The sequence below is a fragment of the Nocardia pseudovaccinii genome, from assembly GCF_050942345.1.
GTDB classification, from domain to species: Bacteria; Actinomycetota; Actinomycetes; order Mycobacteriales; family Mycobacteriaceae; genus Nocardia; species Nocardia pseudovaccinii.
In genome coordinates, this window is record NZ_CP192074.1 from 8,647,114 (window position 1) to 8,664,383 (window position 17,270).

At 67.0% G+C, this 17,270-nt stretch carries 16 protein-coding genes; 10 read left to right on the forward strand and 6 right to left on the reverse strand.

Annotated elements, in window-relative coordinates; translation table 11 throughout:
• Nucleotides 1-43 precede the first annotated feature (43 nt).
• The 8 genes from ACQPZ2_RS39015 to ACQPZ2_RS39050 all read left to right on the forward strand — a co-directional run bounded on the left by ACQPZ2_RS39015 (nucleotide 44) and on the right by ACQPZ2_RS39050 (nucleotide 6,764).
• Nucleotides 44-850, forward strand: a complete 807-nt coding sequence (locus tag ACQPZ2_RS39015; RefSeq protein WP_433522974.1) for a DNA-formamidopyrimidine glycosylase family protein — start codon at nucleotides 44-46, stop codon at nucleotides 848-850.
• A gap of 134 nt (nucleotides 851-984) precedes the next feature.
• A complete protein-coding gene (locus ACQPZ2_RS39020) occupies nucleotides 985-1,551 on the forward strand; it encodes a TetR/AcrR family transcriptional regulator (protein WP_433522975.1) in 567 nt (188 codons plus the stop codon).
• Nucleotides 1,551-2,384, forward strand: coding sequence for an MBL fold metallo-hydrolase (locus tag ACQPZ2_RS39025; RefSeq protein WP_433522976.1), 834 nt, complete (start codon nucleotides 1,551-1,553; stop codon nucleotides 2,382-2,384). The genes ACQPZ2_RS39020 and ACQPZ2_RS39025 overlap by 1 nt, the downstream gene beginning before the upstream one ends.
• 66 nt (nucleotides 2,385-2,450) lie before the next feature.
• Complete coding sequence (gene hpnE, locus ACQPZ2_RS39030) at nucleotides 2,451-3,815, forward strand: hydroxysqualene dehydroxylase HpnE (RefSeq protein ID WP_433527639.1); 1,365 nt, start codon at nucleotides 2,451-2,453, stop codon at nucleotides 3,813-3,815.
• Nucleotides 3,816-3,877: 62 nt separating this feature from the next.
• Nucleotides 3,878-4,459, forward strand: a complete 582-nt coding sequence (locus tag ACQPZ2_RS39035; RefSeq protein WP_433522977.1) for a TetR/AcrR family transcriptional regulator — start codon at nucleotides 3,878-3,880, stop codon at nucleotides 4,457-4,459.
• Between the two features lie 92 nt (nucleotides 4,460-4,551).
• Nucleotides 4,552-4,770 carry a hypothetical protein gene (locus ACQPZ2_RS39040; protein ID WP_387293947.1) on the forward strand — a complete coding sequence of 73 codons (219 nt, stop codon included), beginning with the start codon at nucleotides 4,552-4,554 and terminating at the stop codon, nucleotides 4,768-4,770.
• A gap of 54 nt (nucleotides 4,771-4,824) precedes the next feature.
• Entirely contained in the window at nucleotides 4,825-5,499 is a 675-nt protein-coding gene (locus ACQPZ2_RS39045; protein WP_433522978.1) for a response regulator transcription factor, read from the forward strand.
• Nucleotides 5,496-6,764: a sensor histidine kinase gene (locus ACQPZ2_RS39050; RefSeq protein WP_433522979.1), complete on the forward strand. Its 1,269-nt coding sequence runs from the start codon at nucleotides 5,496-5,498 to the stop codon at nucleotides 6,762-6,764. Before ACQPZ2_RS39045 ends, ACQPZ2_RS39050 begins: the two co-directional genes overlap by 4 nt.
• Nucleotides 6,765-6,767: 3 nt before the next feature.
• Here ACQPZ2_RS39050 and ACQPZ2_RS39055 read toward each other — a convergent pair whose 3' ends face one another.
• Nucleotides 6,768-8,501, reverse strand: a complete 1,734-nt coding sequence (locus ACQPZ2_RS39055) for a glycerol-3-phosphate dehydrogenase/oxidase (RefSeq protein ID WP_433522980.1) — start codon at nucleotides 8,499-8,501, stop codon at nucleotides 6,768-6,770.
• Nucleotides 8,502-8,789: 288 nt separating this feature from the next.
• On the opposite strand from ACQPZ2_RS39055, the gene glpK reads away from it, so the two are divergent.
• A complete protein-coding gene (gene glpK / locus ACQPZ2_RS39060) occupies nucleotides 8,790-10,289 on the forward strand; it encodes a glycerol kinase GlpK (protein ID WP_433522981.1) in 1,500 nt (499 codons plus the stop codon).
• 3 nt (nucleotides 10,290-10,292) lie between these two features.
• Here glpK and ACQPZ2_RS39065 read toward each other — a convergent pair whose 3' ends face one another.
• From ACQPZ2_RS39065 to ACQPZ2_RS39080, 4 genes are all read right to left on the reverse strand, one after another.
• The gene (locus ACQPZ2_RS39065; RefSeq protein WP_433522982.1) at nucleotides 10,293-11,468 is read right to left on the reverse strand and encodes a PLP-dependent aminotransferase family protein; all 1,176 of its coding nucleotides are present in this window, start codon (nucleotides 11,466-11,468) and stop codon (nucleotides 10,293-10,295) included.
• 81 nt (nucleotides 11,469-11,549) lie between these two features.
• Nucleotides 11,550-12,620, reverse strand: a complete 1,071-nt coding sequence (locus tag ACQPZ2_RS39070; RefSeq protein WP_433522983.1) for a hypothetical protein — start codon at nucleotides 12,618-12,620, stop codon at nucleotides 11,550-11,552.
• Nucleotides 12,621-12,693: 73 nt separating this feature from the next.
• Nucleotides 12,694-13,680, reverse strand: a complete 987-nt coding sequence (locus ACQPZ2_RS39075) for a hypothetical protein (protein ID WP_433522984.1) — start codon at nucleotides 13,678-13,680, stop codon at nucleotides 12,694-12,696.
• A gap of 303 nt (nucleotides 13,681-13,983) precedes the next feature.
• On the reverse strand, nucleotides 13,984-15,387 hold the full coding sequence (locus tag ACQPZ2_RS39080) for an NAD(P)H-quinone dehydrogenase (RefSeq protein ID WP_063038809.1): 1,404 nt from the start codon (nucleotides 15,385-15,387) through the stop codon (nucleotides 13,984-13,986).
• A 125-nt stretch (nucleotides 15,388-15,512) separates the two neighbouring features.
• On the opposite strand from ACQPZ2_RS39080, the gene ACQPZ2_RS39085 reads away from it, so the two are divergent.
• Nucleotides 15,513-15,992 carry a gamma-glutamylcyclotransferase gene (locus tag ACQPZ2_RS39085; RefSeq protein ID WP_063038811.1) on the forward strand — a complete coding sequence of 160 codons (480 nt, stop codon included), beginning with the start codon at nucleotides 15,513-15,515 and terminating at the stop codon, nucleotides 15,990-15,992.
• 54 nt (nucleotides 15,993-16,046) lie between these two features.
• On the opposite strand, the gene ACQPZ2_RS39090 is transcribed toward ACQPZ2_RS39085, so the two are convergent.
• A complete protein-coding gene (locus tag ACQPZ2_RS39090; protein ID WP_063038876.1) occupies nucleotides 16,047-17,246 on the reverse strand; it encodes a M20 family metallopeptidase in 1,200 nt (399 codons plus the stop codon).
• Nucleotides 17,247-17,270: the final 24 nt, after the last annotated feature.

Genomic DNA, 17,270 nt, shown 5'->3' on the forward strand with positions numbered 1-17,270 from the left:
GAGCCGACAATGAGCCCGGCCCGGATAAACCTATGGTCGAGCCATGCCTGAAGGCGACACCGTATTCCTGACCGCGGCCAGACTGCGGCTCGCGCTGGAGGGAAAGACGCTGATCCGCAGTGATTTCCGGGTGCCGCGCTATGCCACGGTCGATCTGGTCGGGCAGCGGGTCGAGGGGGTCGCCAGCTATGGCAAGCATCTGTTCGTCCGGACCGACGAGGTCAGCGTCCACACGCATTTGAAGATGGAGGGCGAATGGCGGACCTACTGTGCCGGAGAACGGTGGACGCGGCCGCCGGTGACCGCCCGGCTGGTGCTCGGCACCGATGACACCGAGGCGGTGGGCTTTTCGCTCGGCACCGTCGAGGTGCTGCGCCGCGCGGACGAGCACACCGCCACCGACCATCTCGGGCCGGACCTGCTCGGCGCGAACTGGGATGTGACCGAGGCGGTGCGACGGCTGGCACGGCATCCGGCGCAACCGATCGGCCTCGCCCTACTCGACCAGCGCAACCTGGCCGGAATCGGCAATATCTTCCGCAGCGAAATCTGCTTCCTGCGCCGCGTCCACCCGGCCACACCGGTCGGCGACGTCCCCGACCTGATCGCCCTCGTACACGAGGCGCATCGCGTACTCACCAAGGCCGCCACCGAACCACCCTGGCGGCCACTTGCCTACGGCCGCGCCCGCCGTCCGTGTCAGCGCTGCGGCACCCGCATGGTCGTCCATCTTCTCGGCGAGACCGAACCCCGACCCGGCCGAACGGCCCGAAACCCCCAGTCCGACCGCATCACCCAGCGCGAACGCGGCATCTACTTCTGCCCCCGCTGCCAGCCAGAACCCATCTGACCGCACCGAAGGCAGCCATTTGCCATTCAGTTGCTAACACTTGCCCATCCCGAATCCACCGCAACCGACCCCGAATATCGGCCAGTTTCCAGAACTAACTAGACCGGTCGTCATAGTTCACGTACCGTGAAGGCGTGGCACCTCGCACCGACTCCCGCCAACGCTTCATCGACGCCGCGGCGGACCTCTTCCACACTCAGGGCTATCACGCCACCGGCCTGAATCAACTCGTCAGCGCGGGCGGCGCACCCAAGGGATCGCTCTACTTCCACTTCCCCGGCGGCAAAGAGCAACTCGCCGCCGAGGCCCTCGCCCAATCGAGCAGGCAACTGCGCGACCAGCTCGACGCCATCCTCGCCCACGGTGGCGATATCGCCACCGTCTTCGACGTCCTCACCGCACTGCTCGTCGATTCCGATTTCGAACGCGGCTGCCCGATCGCGACCATCGCACTCGACGCGGGGCGCGAGAGCGAAACGATCAGGCAGGCCTGCGTCACCGGTTTCGAATCCTGGCGCGAGTCGATCGAAAAGTACCTGCGGGACAAGGGAATCGACCAGGAGCGCGCCACCGAACTTTCGACTGTCGCCCTCGCCACGATCGAGGGGGCCCTGATGCTCGCCAAGACCAAACGCGATGTCGCGCCGCTGCGCGCGGTCGCCGCCCACCTGCGTACCACCTTCGAACGGGAGCTCTCCTGATGCGCGTGCACCACCTCAATTGCGGCACCATGCGCCCACTCGGCGGCCGACTCCTCGACGGCACCGGCAGCATCTTCCGCCGCGCCGAAATGGTCTGCCACTGTTTACTCCTCGAACTCGACTCCGGACTCGTCCTGGTGGAGACCGGCGTCGGCGAACAGGCGGTGCACCGCCCCGAGGAATGGCTCGGTCGCCGCTTCCTCCGGCTCACCAATCCGGTACTCGATCTCGCCCAGACCGCGGTGCGCCAGATCGAAGCGCTGGGTTACCGGCGCGAGGATGTCCGCGACATCGCGCTCACCCATCTCGATCTCGACCATGCGGGCGGCCTCGCCGACTTCCCGGACGCGCGCGTGCACGTATACGCGGAGGAACTGCGTGCCCTGCAGGGCGGACACACACGCGAAGAACGCTTGCGCTACAAGGAACCCCAGTTCCGGCACGGTCCGCGCTGGGAGTCGTACGCGGATACCGGTGACAGTTGGTTCGGCTTCGACGCGGTACGCGAATTGACCGGTCTGCCACCGGAAATCCTGATCATCCCGCTCGCCGGACATACCCGTGGCCATGCGGGCGTCGCCGTCGACACCGGGAACGGCTGGCTACTGTCCGCGGGCGACGCCTACTTCCATCCCGGCGTTCTCGACCCGGTTCGTCCGCGACAACCGCTCGGAACAGCCATGTTCGAGAAGAATGTGCAGACACTTCCCGCCGCCCGCATCGAGAATCAGCAGCGGTTGCGCGAACTGATGCGCGACCACGGCGACGAGGTCACGGTGTTCTCCGCGCACAGTTCGATCGAATTCCATGCCATGGAGCAGATCGGCGTATAGCCAAAACCCTTGACGGCCCGAGCAATTCCGATTAACTTGCAAAATGTAAGTTAACATAGGGAGTGCATCGTGAACGATCCGCGGCGGTATGTGGTCATCGGAGGCGGACTGGCCGGGCTCGCGTCCGCGGTCTGGTTGGCCGAGGCAGGCAAGCAGGTAACCCTGTTGGAACGCCGCGGTCGACTCGGCGGCCGGACGCACGCGATGAAAGTCGAAGCGGCCGATGACCTTCCCGATAACGGCCAGCATGTGATCGCCAGCGGTTACGACCACCTGTTCCGCTATCTGACCAGCGTCGGCACCCGCCAGTATGTCGCCTTTCCACAGGGCGGCACACTGCGCTGGCCGGGCGGACGCAGCACCCCCATAGTGACGAAGGGCTGGGGCGCCTGGCGCACCTTGTTCGGCGCACATCCCGACGCGAGCGTGCTCGATCGGCTGCGCGCGGCCCGCGCCACGGCGCGCCTTGGCTGGCAGAGCCTGCACCAACCCGACTATCTTGCCGACCTCACCACCGAACAGTGGTTCAATCGGGTCGGCATGCCCGCTCCGGCACGAGAAGCGTTGTGGGACTGGCTCGCTCTCGGTCTCGCGGCCGAGCCGGTGCAGCAGGAATCGGCCAAGATTCTCGCCGATTTGCTGGCCACCGGCATCCGACTCGGGATGAAACATCGTCGGGCGGTCACCATCGGCTACCCGACCACCGACCTCGATACGCTCTATATCACCGGGGCCCAGAGGGTTTTCGAGAAATACGGCGTCGAAGTCCGGCACCGCGCGGTAGCCCGCCGCATCAATATCGACAATGGCGCGGTGACCGGGGTAACGCTCGCCGACGGCTCGGTCGTCCCGGCCGATGCCGTCGTCTGCGCGGTACCGAATTCGAATATCGGCGGACTGCTCGACGACCTGCCCGAACATTCCGAAATCTGCGCCGCCGCAGATAAATTGGGCGTTACTCCGATCGTCAGCACCAACCTTTACCTGGACCGCCCGCTCGGCACCGAGGCCGAATTCGAGGCGCTGATCGGCGGCACCGGCGTCATCGACGAGGTCTTCGACCGGCAGCGGATGACCGGGCGCAGCACCGATCAGGCCTGGCTGTACTGCCTGACCACCAGCGGCGCGTACGAGCAGATCCACAAGACCAACGAGCAGATCATCGACGAACAGATGCGCCTGCTGCGCCGCTACTACCCCGCCGCGGAAAACGCGAAAGTCGTTCAGGGACACGTGGTTCGGATGCCGAAGGCGACCTTCTCCCAGGTGCTCGGCACGCACGGGCTGCGCCCGGATCAGCGCACCTCGGTGCCGACGCTTGTGCTGGCGGGCGATTGGACCGCGACCGACTGGTCGGCCACCATGGAGAGCGCGGTGCAGAGCGCTGCCAAGGCGGTGGACCTGCTACTTGCGCTACCGTCTTTGCCGTGACCACGGAGCGCTCGACGTCTGAGCACCCCACTGCGAAGCCATGCCCCACGCCCAAGCGCCGCATGTCCGCAGCCGACCGGCGCGCACAGCTACTCGATGTTGCGCGCGATATCGTCGCCGTGGACGGCTTCGGCGCGGTGAGTATCGATCGGGTCGCGCGCGAGGGCGAGGTCGCACGGGCACTGGTGTATCAGCAGTTCACCGATCTGTCCGGATTGATGACCGCGCTGGTGGATCGCGAATCGGCCATCGCACTGGCCGGTATCGGCACTCTCGACTGGTCCGACACCGATGACGACGCTGATCGGATCGGCCGCGGCATTCTCGCCTATCTGCATGCCGCACCGACCAGTTGGCGGATCATCCTCAGCCCACCCGATGGCGGACCGCCGGATCTGCGCGACCGGCTCGAACTCGGCCGGGCCTACGCGCGGGCGATCGGCGCGCGGCATCTGTCGCGCCATGCCGGGGTCACCGTCGATCCGGATGGCGCGACCGAGCGAATCATGCTCGCGGCATTGGAGGAACTGGCCCGGCTGCATCTGGCCGACGCACAGCGGTACCCGGATGAGCTGGTACTGCGCTACATTCGGTCGATCCTGGCGTGGGCCACCTATGTCGAAACCCCGAAAAATGAGTGCTGAACAGCGGTTTCAGCGTCATCACGAAATTCTCACGGACACATTGGTTTTCTTGTCGCAACGCGGGAACAACCCGCGCGAAAGAGAGGAAAACCATGAAGATCCGCACCGCGATCGCCGCTGGAATGTTCGCCCTCGGTGCCGTCGCCGCGGCCGGTGCCGCGTCGGCCGCGCCCACCCCGATGCACACCCCGTTCATCGGCAACTACGCGACCTACGACGCCTGCGCCGCCGACGGCAACTCCCCGAAAACCGGCGGCACCCAGTGGGAGTGCCGCGAGGTCGCCGACGGCTGGGATCTGTACACCTACTGAGCACTCGGACACCAGTATGCGCACCAGGTGTGAAATACCTTATTCTCTGACCTCGTGCGAGTGCTGGTGATCGAGGACGACGAGGGTCTCGGCATGGAAGTCGCCGCGGGACTGCGCTCGGCCGGTTTCGCGGTGGACCTCGCCCCCGACCTCGCGGATGCCGATTTCAAGATCTCCGTCAATGGCTACGACGTGCTCGTCGTGGATCGCGGCCTGCCCGACGGCGACGGTCTGCAACTGGTCGCGGCGCACCGCGCGCGGGGGCAGCGAGTGCCGGTCCTGATGCTCACCGCCCGCGACGCATTGGCCGATCGCATAGCCGGATTCGAGCACGGTGCCGACGATTACCTGGTCAAACCGTTCGCGCTGCCGGAACTCGCCGCACGGGTGCGTGCGCTGTCGCGGCGGCGCGAACATCCGGCGCCGGCCCGGATCGTGCTCGGCGATATCGATATCGACCTGCCGCGTCGCCGGGTGCAGCGCGCGGGCATTCTGCGCTCGCTGACTCCGAAGGAATTCGCCGTACTCGAACTGCTCGCCACGCGCGCGGGCAGCGTCGTATCGCGTTCGGAACTCATCGAATGCTGCTGGGACGAAATGGCCGAACCCGCATCGAATGTCGTCGACGCCGTCATAGCCCAGCTGCGGCGCAAACTCGGCGCACCGCCGGTGATCGAGACCGTGCGCGGCACCGGTTTCATGATCGGAAGTGACCCATTCGCACCTTGATCTCCACGGCGGATGCCCGCCCCGCCGTGGCCCGCCTGCGCCGCACCCGCTGGCTGCTCACCGCACTGATCACCGCCATCACCGCGACCTGTCTGATCATTCTCGGCATCGTTGCGGCGACCATCGATACCCGCTCGCGGGAGGCCGCGGTCGACGATTCCCTCGATCGGGTGGTGAGCGGACTGTTCCGTGCGGTCAACCTGCCCGAGGGCGAGGAAACCATCGATGTGAGCCAGCTCGAGAACGACGCACTGGCCAACGGCGAAGTCGCGGTGGTGGTGCTCAGCGCGCCTGGGAATGGCCGGTGGCAGGAGAATTTCGCGCATCTGCGCTCCTGGCTACCCAAGGACGACGGTGTCGCGGGTCTCGCCGACGACGCCGACCTGGCCGGGGAGACCGTCTTCCGCGACGGATACGACGGTGCGGGCCGCCCGGTCCGTATCGCGGCGACACCCATCACCTGGGAGGAGTCCGAGACCAAGGCGGTGGTCATCGCGGGCACGAATCCCGGTGCGTTCGACCGTGATCGGGCGCTGCTGATCTGGGGGCTCGTCGTCGGCGGGCTCACGCTGGTCGCGCTGTCCGCGGTGGCCGGACATCTGCTCTCCGGCCGGAGCATGCGGCAGGCCATTGTGCTGCTCGAAGAGCAGGAGCGGTTTCTCGGGGATGCCGCACACGAATTGCGCACGCCGCTCACGACTCTCGGTTTGGTCACCGCGCCGCGCCGCCGCAATCCGCACGAGGTCGAGCGGGCGTTGGTCGATGCCAGGGCATTGGGCAGCAGGATGGAGCGGATCGTCTCGGGACTATTGGCGCGTGCGCGAATGCAGGCGGGCGTCACCACCATGGAAAAGGTGCAGCTGCTGCTCGATCAGCTCACCGAATCGGTGGTCGAGGAATTCCCGCAGGACAATATCGTGCTGCAGGCGAATCCCAGTGTGGTGATCGGTGATCCGAATCTGCTGAGCCTTGCGGTGCGCAATCTCATCGAGAATGCGATCACGCACGGGGCGGTCAATCGCGGTGCGCCCGTGGAGGTGCATGTGGCCGATGGCCGGGTCAGCGTGCGTGACCATGGGGCTGGTTTGACTCCGCAGTTGTCGAGCAGTCCGTTCGCGCGCGGAGTGAGCGGTGGGCGTGGCAGCGGAATCGGACTGGCGCTGGTGGCGTGGATCGCCGAATTGCACGGCGGCACAGCGACAATGGAACCCGCAGCGGGTGGCGGCACGATCGCCTCGATTGTGCTGCCGCCGCCAGGCGTCTAGTTCTCACCTGTCCAACGGGACCGGTTCCAGGATCTCCGCGCGCGGTTCGGGGGCGGCGATGCGCAGGGCATCGGCGGAGGGGTCGTCCGGCTGGGTCTGGGAGCGAATCTCCGCCTCCACACGCGCTTGGTAAGTACTTATCTCCCTGTCGATTTCGTCGTCGTCCCAGCCGAGTATCGGCGCGACCAGATGGGCCACCTGCTCGGCGCAGTTCGCGCCGCGGTGCGAATATTCGATGGAGATCCTGGTCCGGCGGGCCAGAATGTCGTCCAGATGCAGCGCGCCCTCCGCTGCGGCCGCATAGACGGCTTCCACCTGCAGATACGACGGTGCGTCCATAATCGGTTGCAGCAGTTCGGGTTTGCCGTCGGCCATGGCCATGACCTCGTCGATGAGCGAACCGTAGCGATCGAGCAGATGCTTGATCCGGTACGGATGCACGCCATAGGCCTCGGCGAGCTGCACCGTCTGATTGATCAGCGCGAAGTAGCCGTCGGCGCCGAGCAGCGGAACCTTCTCGGTGATGGACGGTGAGACGCGCGCCGGAATATCCTGTGCCGCTTCGTCGACTGCGTCATAGGCCATCACCCGGTAGGTGGTGTATTTGCCACCGGCGATGCCGACAAGCCCCGGTGCGACCCTGGCGACGGCGTGTTCCCGCGAAAGCTTGGAAGTCGAATCGCTTTCTCCCGCGAGCAAAGGCCGCAGACCCGCGTAGACACCGTCGATATCGGCGGGCGTGAGCGGGGTGACCAGCACCTGGTTGACCCGATCCAGCAGATAATCGATATCGGCTTTGGTCGCCGCCGGATGGGCGAGATCCAGATTCCAATCGGTATCGGTGGTGCCGATGATCCAGTGCGCGCCCCACGGGATGACGAACAGCACCGAGCTCGCGGTGCGCAGGATGATCGCGGCATCGCTGACTATGCGGTCGCGCGGCACCACGATGTGCACACCCTTGGACGCACGCACGTGGAAGCGGCCGCGATTGTGCGAAAGCGCCTGGACCTCGTCGGTCCACACACCGGTCGCATTGATCACCACGTGGGCGCGGATTTCGCCGGCGCGACCGTCCTCGCTGTCGCGCACCTTCACCCCGACGACCCGGTCCGCCTCGCGCAGAAAGCCGACGACCTGGGTGGAGGTGCGGATCACCGCGCCGTAGTGCGCGGCGGTACGGGCGACGGTCATGGTGTGGCGGGCATCGTCGACGACGGTGTCGTAGTAGCTGACGCCGCCGATCAGTGCACCGGGGCGCAAACCCGGCGCCAGTCGCAGTGCGCCCGCCCGGGATAGATGATGTTGGCCGGGAACGGATTTCGCGCCGCCCATGGTGTCGTAGAGCACCAGTCCGGCGGCCACGTAGGGGCGTTCCCAGCCGCGACGGGTCAGCGGGTAGAGGAAGCGCAGCGGCTTCACCAGATGCGGTGCGAGCCTGGCGAGTGCGAGTTCGCGTTCCCGCAGCGCCTCGCGCACCAGCCCGAATTCCAGTTGCTCCAGGTAGCGCAGTCCGCCGTGGAACATCTTCGAGGACCGGCTGGAGGTGCCGGAGGCGAGATCGCGCGCCTCGACCAGCGCGACCTTCAGACCGCGCGTGGCCGCGTCGAGCGCGATACCCGAGCCGACCACGCCGCCCCCGACGACGACCACGTCGAAGTGATCCTTACCGAAGCGCTCCCATGCCGTCGCGCGTTGCTCGGGTCCGAGGAACTGCGATTCCGGTTGCTTGGTCATGCGCGACTCCTCCAGCCGACCCCGGCGCCGGGGTTCAGACGACGTTGTGGTCCTTCGGGCACACGATCGAGCTGCTCAGTCGGGGGGCGGTCTTCTGTTGTACAGGCTAAAGGAATCGGCGACGATCCCGTGTCGGGGCCGAAGCCGTGTCGCCCGCGGCCGATAGTCAGCATTACTCGCCGGTAGCCGACCCCAACACTAGTCCGAGAACCCGCTGGTCGCGATGTGATGCACGGCGCGCTCCGTCGTTTTCGCCGCTCGCCACGTCCGTTTTAGTAGCCTGCACGAATGCGTCGCTATGTGGCCGCCATTGATCAGGGCACGACCTCGAGTCGGTGCATCATCTTCGACCGGCAGGGCCGTGTCGTCGGTGTCGCGCAGCGCGAGCACGAGCAGATCTTCCCGCGGCCGGGCTGGGTCGAGCACGATCCGGAAACCATCTGGCGCAATACCGAATTCGTCCTCGGCGAGGTGCTGCGGAGCACCGGTATTGCCGCCGATGAGATCAATGCGGTCGGCGTCACCAATCAGCGCGAGACGACGGTGGTGTGGGATCGGGCCAGCGGCAAGCCGATTCACCACGCAATCGTCTGGCAGGACACCCGCACCGACCGTCTGGTCACCGAACTGGGCGGCGAATACGGCGCGACGCGCTACCAGGACCGCACCGGTCTGCCGCTGTCCACCTACTTCGCCGGTCCGAAACTGCGCTGGATTCTGGACAATGTCGAGGGTGCGCGAGCCAGGGCCGAGGCCGGTGAGCTGTGTTTCGGCACCATCGACAGCTGGGTGCTGTGGAAGCTCACCGGTTTGCACATCACCGATGTGACCAATGCGTCGCGCACCATGCTGATGGATCTGCGTACGCTGCAATGGGATTCGCAGATCTGCGCGGAATTCGGGATACCGCGGTCGATGCTGCCCGAGATCCGCAGCTCCTCGGAGATCTACGCGGAGATCAGCTCCGGTCCCTTGGCGGGCATACCCGTCGCGGGCATTCTCGGCGACCAGCAGGCGGCGACCTTCGGCCAGGCCTGCCTATCCCCCGGCGAGGCCAAGAACACCTACGGCACAGGCAATTTCATGCTGCTCAATACCGGAACGACGCCGGTATTGAGCAAGCACGGCCTGCTCACCACGGTCTGTTACCAGCTCGGCGGCGAGGCGCCGGTCTACGCGCTGGAGGGGTCCATCGCGGTGACCGGCTCACTGGTGCAATGGTTCCGCGACAATCTCGGCATCATTTCCGCCGCCGACGAGATCGAACCGCTGGCGCGCAGCGTCGAGGACAACGGCGGCGCGTACATCGTCCCCGCTTTCTCCGGCCTCTTCGCGCCGCGCTGGCGCCCGGATGCCCGCGGCGTCATCACGGGCCTGACCCGCTTCGTCAACAAGGCTCACCTGGCGCGAGCGGTATTGGAGTCCACCGCATTTCAGACGCGCGAGGTCATGGACGCGATGCGCGCCGATGCCGAATCCCAGCAGCTGCGGCTGGAACTGACCACCCTCAAGGTCGACGGCGGCATGGTCGGCAACGATCTACTCATGCAGTTCCAGTCCGACATCCTCGATGTGCCGGTGGTCCGCCCGGTCGTCAACGAGACCACCGCGCTTGGCGCGGCTTATGCGGCCGGGCTCGCCGTGGGCCTGTGGGAGAGCACCGACGATATCCGCGCCAACTGGGCCGCGGACAAGACCTGGCAACCCGCGATGTCGGCCACGGATCGCGAAACCCACCTCGCCGCCTGGAACAAGGCCGTGGAGCGCACCTACAACTGGGTGGATTGACGACTATCCGGCCGCGCGAGCCAGCCGGTCGATCGCCTCCGCCAACGTCGCCGCGTCCGAAGTGGTAAAGCACATGCGCATGGAGTGGCTGTAATCGGTATCGACGGCGAACGCCGAACCGGGCACGAAGGCCACGCCGTGCTCCAGGGCTCGTGGCAGCAGCCGATCGGTATCGGTGCCGTCGGTGAAGTCGGCCCACACGAACATGCCACCGGCGGCATCGGTGCAGGTGACGCGGTCGCCGAAGCGGGTGCGCACGGCATGCACGAGCGCCTTGGCGCGGTCGCCGTATGCGCTGCGGACGGTGTCGACGTGGCCGGTCAGCCAGGTTTCGTCGCTGAGCAGATCGGCGGCCATCTGGTGGGTCAGCGCCGAACCGCACAGGTCCGCGCCCTGTTTCAGCAATTCGACGGCGCGACAGATCCGCTCCTGCGCCACCATCCAGCCGACCCGTAGCGCGGGCGCGAGGATCTTCGAGGCACTGGACAGCCGAATAACGTTGCGGGAGTAGGTCGCCACGGGATCGGGCGAGGGCCGGTCGAACCAGAGCTCACCGTACGGATCGTCCTCGATCACCCAGAAGCCGTAGGTATCGGCGAGTTCGGCCAATTCACGACGCCGCGGCGGACTCATCGTGACGCCACCCGGATTGTGGAAATTGCTCACCGTGTGCACGACCGTCGGCCGCTCACCGCGTGCCAGCAGTTCCTTCAGCACATCCAGCCGCATGCCCTCGGCATCCAAGGGCACCGCCACGATTCGCGCACCGGCGGCGCGGAACACTTGCAGCGCTCCGACATACGCCGGATCCTCGACGACCACGAGCGCGCCCGGATCCAGCAGCACCTCGGCCAGCAGCGAAAGCGCCTGCTGCGAACCATGAGTCACGAACACCTCGTCGAGCCCGACCGCGCGGCCGAGTTTCGCCGACTCCCGCTGGCGCAGCACATCGCGCAGCGGAGGCCATCCGCGCGACCCGGTGTACTGCAACACCGCGGAACCGCTCAGCGCCGCATCGGCCGCTGCGACGAGCCGCTCCCGGGGCATCAACTCCGCATCCGGCAAACCGCCCGCGAGGCTGATCACCTCTTCGCGCGTGGTCAGCTCGAGCAGGTCACGGATCGCCGAACTCTTCAGTCCGCCCAGTTTGGTGGCGAGCGGTGGATTGATCGGCGACATGGAAACCTCCGAGGGGACGCGAAACCCCACTGTCCCATACCGCTACCAAATTGTGAAATATTCATCCCATGATCTGAGAGTTCAGGCGCGCTCCCGGATGGCGAAGATCACGTTCTTGCCGTCGCGGACCACCGTGATGATGGTCTGCCGGTAGACATTGGTCGTGCCGTCGGGGCGATGTTCGGTCAGGTCCACCTCGAACGTGTCCGCCGCCGACTCGGCAATCCGCAGGCAATGCGTGGTGCCGACCGGAATCTGGTCATTGATGGCCTGCTGGATGACCTCGGCCGTCGACACATTCTCGGCATCCGGCGCGACGAATCTGCGCGCCCGCTCACCATTGCGGTCGACGTAGAACTCGTACTGGAAGCCGAGGATCGCACCGGGGCCGGTCGAGGTGTCGCCCTGCCCGTTACCGCGGGTCACCTTGCCGTCTTTACTCGCGGGGCAGCTCAGCGCGGCGGAGGTGCTCGGCGGTGCGGGCGGTGCCGCCTTCGGACCGCCGTTGTCGTCGCGGCTGACCGCGACGAAGGTCACCACCAGCGCCAAGACCACCACGATCGCGGCGAGCACACCGAGCGCTATCCATCGACCACGCGAACTGTGCCGGGTCGGAGTCGCGGTGATGGTGTCCGAGATCAGCTTCGGCGCAAGGCGTTTGGCGATCGGATCATCGGCCCAGGACAGACCCGAAGGCTCGGATGGCGGCTTCGGCACCCCGCCGGATTCGGTCGGGCTGTTCCACCAGGTATCACGCTGGGCCGCCGAGGGGGTCGCATGCCGGACGGTGGCCTCGTTGGGGTCCGGTTCCACCGGCGGCTCGGGTCGGTGCGTCGGCGGCTCCGGTCGCCGGGGCGGCGGTGGCGGTGGCGGCGCATCGCCGAACACCGTCGTATCCGGCGCGCGGTACTGCGGGGGTGGCGGTGGCACCGTCGGCGGTTCGTCGGCGGGACGCCAGATCAGCTCGGGATGATCGGTGCCGGGCTCGGGCACCGACCACTGCGGTCGGCCCTGTTCACCCGTCGGTGGCCCGAATTCGCCGACCGGCGGCCCGAATTCGGAGACCGGCGGGCCGAAATCGTCCAACGGGGGTCCGAATTCCGACCCGGTCCGGTCGGATTCGTTGTCCCTGCCATCACCCACGGAGCCCACACCAAATCCTTTCCCCAGGACACACGTGTGGGGCGGTCGTGAACGACCGCCCCACCCGTCGAATCAGCTCGTGTCAGTACTGGAGTGACCCACCCCACTGGGTGGTGACCCCGGCAACGTTGACCGTCTGCGGAGCCAGTTCGCCTGGCGGCACCGGCAGTTTAACTTGCGCGGCGGCCTCGAGGGCAGCCACGCCGCCCGGCTGTTCCCGAATCCAGTGCTCGACAGCGGCCTTGGCCATGTTGGCCTGCGTCGTGTCGAGGATGACCTCGGTCTTGTTGTCGGCCAGACCCTCACCACCGGTGTAGGAGGTGACCTTGACGGTGTTGGCGCCGATGTACTCGACCGACACACCGGCCTCGCCCTGACCGGTCGGGGTGCGGTACCCGATGGTGCCGACGTAGCCCGCGGCATTGTTGAAGTGGTGGGTGTTGGCCACGTAACCGGGCGCCAGCGAGCCGCCGTCGATATTGGCGCCGATCTCCTGGTGCGGCCCGTCCATCTCGACGACGGGCGCGGCAGGCGCCTGCTGGAAGCGCGGAGCCTCCCAGCGCGGCTGCTGCACCAGTGTGTCGGTGTCCGGCTGCTGCGGGGTCCTGGCGCTCGGACCGCTCGGGGTGTTCGCACCCGGCGCGGTGGTACCGGGCTGCGCGGGCTTCGGAGCCTCCGCACCGGGGGCCGTCTCCGGCACCACGGCGGGGATCGCGGGGCCGGTCTGCCCCGGAACCGGCAGCGGCGCGACGCGCGGGGTGGTGACACCCGGCTGGGTCGGCGTCGACAGCTTCGGATCCCTTGGCTGATTCGGCATGACCTGGTTCGGATCCGGCGTGGTGACACCCGGCTGGCTCGGCGTCGGCGACGGCTTGGTATCCGGCTTACCCGGATCCGGCTTGGTGGTCTCCGGCTGGCCCTGATCCGTCGGGGCGGTGCTGCCCGGATCGGCGGGCGCGGGCGCCGGCGTGGTCGGTGTACTCGGCTGATCCGGAACTGCCCCCGCCGGCGCCGCGAAGAGCGTGGCCACGGCCGCCGCGGTGGCCAGTGGCAACGATGTGCTCGCCATCGCTCGCTGCGTCCGACTCGGCTTACGATGTTTCACTTTTCGCAATCCCTTTCCCGTGTGCGACCGAGTGGGTCACACGCAGTTATCCCTGGTGAGACGCTTGGTCCACGAACGAAGACCGGCGAACGACCAAGCGGCCGTTCGCCGTTCCCGTTGGAAAGGATCGATCCCCCCACACAGAACCCTCGCGATCGCCCGCCGATCGCATCTCTGCGGGAAGTGAACCACATGCGCGCCTTACTGGCAACGCGATGAAAAACGCCACAAGACAGTAGGTCTCGGGGCGGCTGGGTTCAGTGGCGGTTAATCCAGGTCGTCGTGACGCATCAGCAGCCGGGCCGCCTCGGTGACCGAGCCGGTGAGCGACGGGTACACCGAGAAGGTCTGGGCGAGATCGTTGACGGTCAGATTGTTCTGGACCGCGAGCGCGATCGGCAGGATGAGCTCCGAGGCGATCGGGGCGACGACCACACCGCCGATGACCACACCGGTCGCGGGCCGACAGAAGATCTTGACGAAACCCCTGCGCAGACCCGACATCTTGGCGCGCGGGTTGGTGTTCAGCGGCAGCATGACCGTGCGCGCGGGCACCTCGCCGTTATCGATGGCCGTCTGGCTCACGCCGACGGTCGCGATCTCCGGTCGGGTGAATACGGCCGAGGCGACCGTCTTCAGCCGGATCGGGCTGACACCCTCACCCAGCGCGTGATACATCGCGATGCGGCCCTGCATCGCGGCCACCGAGGCCAGCGGCAGCAGGCCGGTGCAGTCGCCCGCCGCATAGATACCGGGCACCGAAGTGCGCGACACCCGGTCCACCCGCAGGTAGCCACCGCGGTCGAGTTCGATGCCGACCCGTTCCAGGCCGAGGTCGTCGGTATTGGGGATCGAGCCGACGGTCATCAGCGCATGCGTGCCCGTGACGGTGCGGCCGTCCGAGAGCTTGACCACGATCCCCTCGGCGGTGCGCTCCACCGCATCGGCGCGCGCGTGCTTGACCAGTTCGACACCGCGTTCGGCGAGCGCGTCCTCGAGCACGAGCGCGGCATCCGCGTCCTCACCGGGCAGCACCCGGTCGCGGCTCGAGACCAATTTCACCCGCACACCCATTTCGGTATATGCGGAGACGAATTCGGCGCCGGTCACACCCGAGCCGACCACGACCAGGGTCTCCGGGAGTTCTTCCAGGTCGTAGAGCTGACGCCAGTTCAGGATGCGCTCGCCGTCGGGCTCGGCGCCGGGCAACACGCGCGGGCTCGCACCGGTGGCGATCAACACCACTTCGGCCTCGACGGCCTCCTCGGTGCCATCGGCCAGCAGCGCGCGCACCCGGTGCGCGGCCATGCCGGTGGCCGGGTCGCTGAGCTGTCCGCGTCCGGCCAGCACCGTCACGCCCGCGGCCTGCACCTTGGATCGGATGTCGGAGGACTGGGCCAGCGCCAGCGCCTTCACACGCGCGTTCACTTCGCCCAATTCGATCTGGGCCTGGCTCGGATCGAGGGTAATGCCCAGGTCACGGGCGCGACGCAGATCGGTGCGCACGCCCGTGGAGGCAATAAAAGTCTTCGACGGCACGCAGTCCCACAGGACGCATGCCCCGCCGATGCCGTCGCTATCGATCAGGGTGACCGTGGCCCCGTGCTGGGCCGCCACCAATGCCGCTTCATAACCGGCCGGTCCGCCACCGATGATCGCTATGCGGGTCATGGATACCTCCGCTGGAGCTGTTCGACCGGGATCTCCGGTGCCGGTAAACAACGTTAGCTGGCGAACACACGGTCATCTCGCCGGGATAGAGACGATGCGCGCAGGTTATTGGATACCCTTGCGTCGTGCCGATCTACGCCGCCTACGGGTCCAACATGGACTCGTCCCAGATGCTCGAGCGCTGTCCGCACTCCCCCATGTACGGGACGGGCTGGTTGGAGGGCTGGCGCCTCACCTTCAGCGGTGACGACATCGGCTGGGAGGGCCCGCTGGCCACCGTCGTCGAGGAGCCCGACTCGCGGGTGTTCGTGGTGCTCTACGACGTATCCCCCGAAGACGAGGAGCGCCTCGACCGCTGGGAGGGTTCCGATTTCGGCATCCACCGCAAGATCCGGCTGCGCGTGACGCCGAGTGCGGGCAGCGGTTCCGAACCCATCCTGGCCTGGTTGTACGTACTCGATGCGTACGAAGGCGGCCTACCGTCGGCGCGCTATATCGGCGTGATGGCCGATGCGGCCGAAAAGGCAGGCGCGCCAGCGGAATACGTGCACGCGCTGCGCACGCGCAACAGCAAGAACGTCGGTCCCGGATTCTTCGGTAGCTGAACAGACGCGGAAGCGGCCGACCCCTTTTCGAGGTCGGCCGCTTCCTCGTCTTCGTCAGCTCGCGTTCAACACGATATTGCTGAGCACCCGGACACCGACGGCCAGCGCGCGCTCGTCGAGATCGAAGGTCGGCTGGTGCAGATCCAGCTGTTCGCCGTGCCCGGACCAAACGCCGAGGCGGGCCATCGCGCCCGGCACCTCCTCCTGGTACCAGGAGAAATCCTCACCGCCACCGGACTGCAAGGTGTCGGCGAGCGCGTCCGGGCCGAGCATGCGGATCGCGTCCTCGAACATCCTGGTCGAGTGCTCGTCATTGACCACCGGCGGCACGCCGCGGCGGTAGTTCAACTGGTAGCGCACCCCGGTCGGCGCGAGCAGGCCGTCCACGATCTCGCGCACCATCGGCTCCAGCAGCGACCAGGTCGCGTGATCGCCGGTGCGGACGGTGCCGGTGAGCATGCCGGTCTGCGGTATCGCATTCGGCGCCTTGCCCGCGCTGACCGCACCCCAGACCATCACCGTGCTGGTGCGCGGGTCGATGCGGCGGCTGAGCAGACCGGGCAGGCCGGTGATCACGGTGCCGATGGCGTAGACCAGGTCGCTGGTCAGATGCGGACGCGAGGTGTGCCCACCCGGCGAATCGAGGACCAATTCGATGGTGTCGGCCGCCGAGGTGATCGCACCGACCCGGATGCCGACCCGGCCGACCTCGAGGCGCGGATCGCAATGCAGTGCGAAGATCCGGTCGACGCCCTCCATCGCCCCGGCGGCGACCATATCGATGGCACCGCCCGGCATCACCTCTTCGGCGGGCTGGAAGACGAACCGCACGCCGACCGGCAGTTCCTGATCGGCCAGCGCGAGCGCGGTGCCGAGCAGGATCGTGGTGTGCGCGTCGTGCCCACAGGCATGCGAGACGCCGGGCACGGTCGAGGCGAAGCTGAGTCCGGTGAATTCCTGCAGCGGGAGCGCGTCCATATCGGCGCGCAGGCCGATACGCGGTGCGTCCACCGGACCGATGTCACAGAGCACTCCGGTGCCGTTGGGCATCTTCTGCGGCGTCAATCCCGCCTTGGTCAGCCAGGCCGAGACGAACTCGGTGGTGGCGAATTCGGTGCGGGAGAGCTCCGGGTTCGCGTGGATGTGCCGACGCCACTGGACGAGATCGACCGTGTGCTCGGCCAGCCAGGAATCGACCGCATCCGGGCCGACTTCCGCGATATCCGATTGCGCGGCGCTCCCCTGGCCCCCCATGGTCGCGCGCGTCACCGTCCCGGA

Excerpts from the sequence above, each read along its gene's own strand:
- ACQPZ2_RS39015 (WP_433522974.1), top strand. The coding sequence starts at position 44 with ATGCCTGAAGGCGACACCGTATTCCTGACCGCGGCCAGACTGCGGCTC.
- ACQPZ2_RS39025 (WP_433522976.1), top strand. The coding sequence starts at position 1,551 with ATGCGCGTGCACCACCTCAATTGCGGCACCATGCGCCCACTCGGCGGC.
- ACQPZ2_RS39035 (WP_433522977.1), top strand. The coding sequence starts at position 3,878 with ATGTCCGCAGCCGACCGGCGCGCACAGCTACTCGATGTTGCGCGCGAT.
- ACQPZ2_RS39040 (WP_387293947.1), top strand. The coding sequence starts at position 4,552 with ATGAAGATCCGCACCGCGATCGCCGCTGGAATGTTCGCCCTCGGTGCC.
- ACQPZ2_RS39055 (WP_433522980.1), bottom strand. The coding sequence starts at position 8,501 with ATGACCAAGCAACCGGAATCGCAGTTCCTCGGACCCGAGCAACGCGCG.
- glpK (WP_433522981.1), top strand. The coding sequence starts at position 8,790 with ATGCGTCGCTATGTGGCCGCCATTGATCAGGGCACGACCTCGAGTCGG.
- ACQPZ2_RS39065 (WP_433522982.1), bottom strand. The coding sequence starts at position 11,468 with ATGTCGCCGATCAATCCACCGCTCGCCACCAAACTGGGCGGACTGAAG.
- ACQPZ2_RS39075 (WP_433522984.1), bottom strand. The coding sequence starts at position 13,680 with ATGGCGAGCACATCGTTGCCACTGGCCACCGCGGCGGCCGTGGCCACG.
- ACQPZ2_RS39080 (WP_063038809.1), bottom strand. The coding sequence starts at position 15,387 with ATGACCCGCATAGCGATCATCGGTGGCGGACCGGCCGGTTATGAAGCG.
- ACQPZ2_RS39090 (WP_063038876.1), bottom strand. The coding sequence starts at position 17,246 with ATGGGGGGCCAGGGGAGCGCCGCGCAATCGGATATCGCGGAAGTCGGC.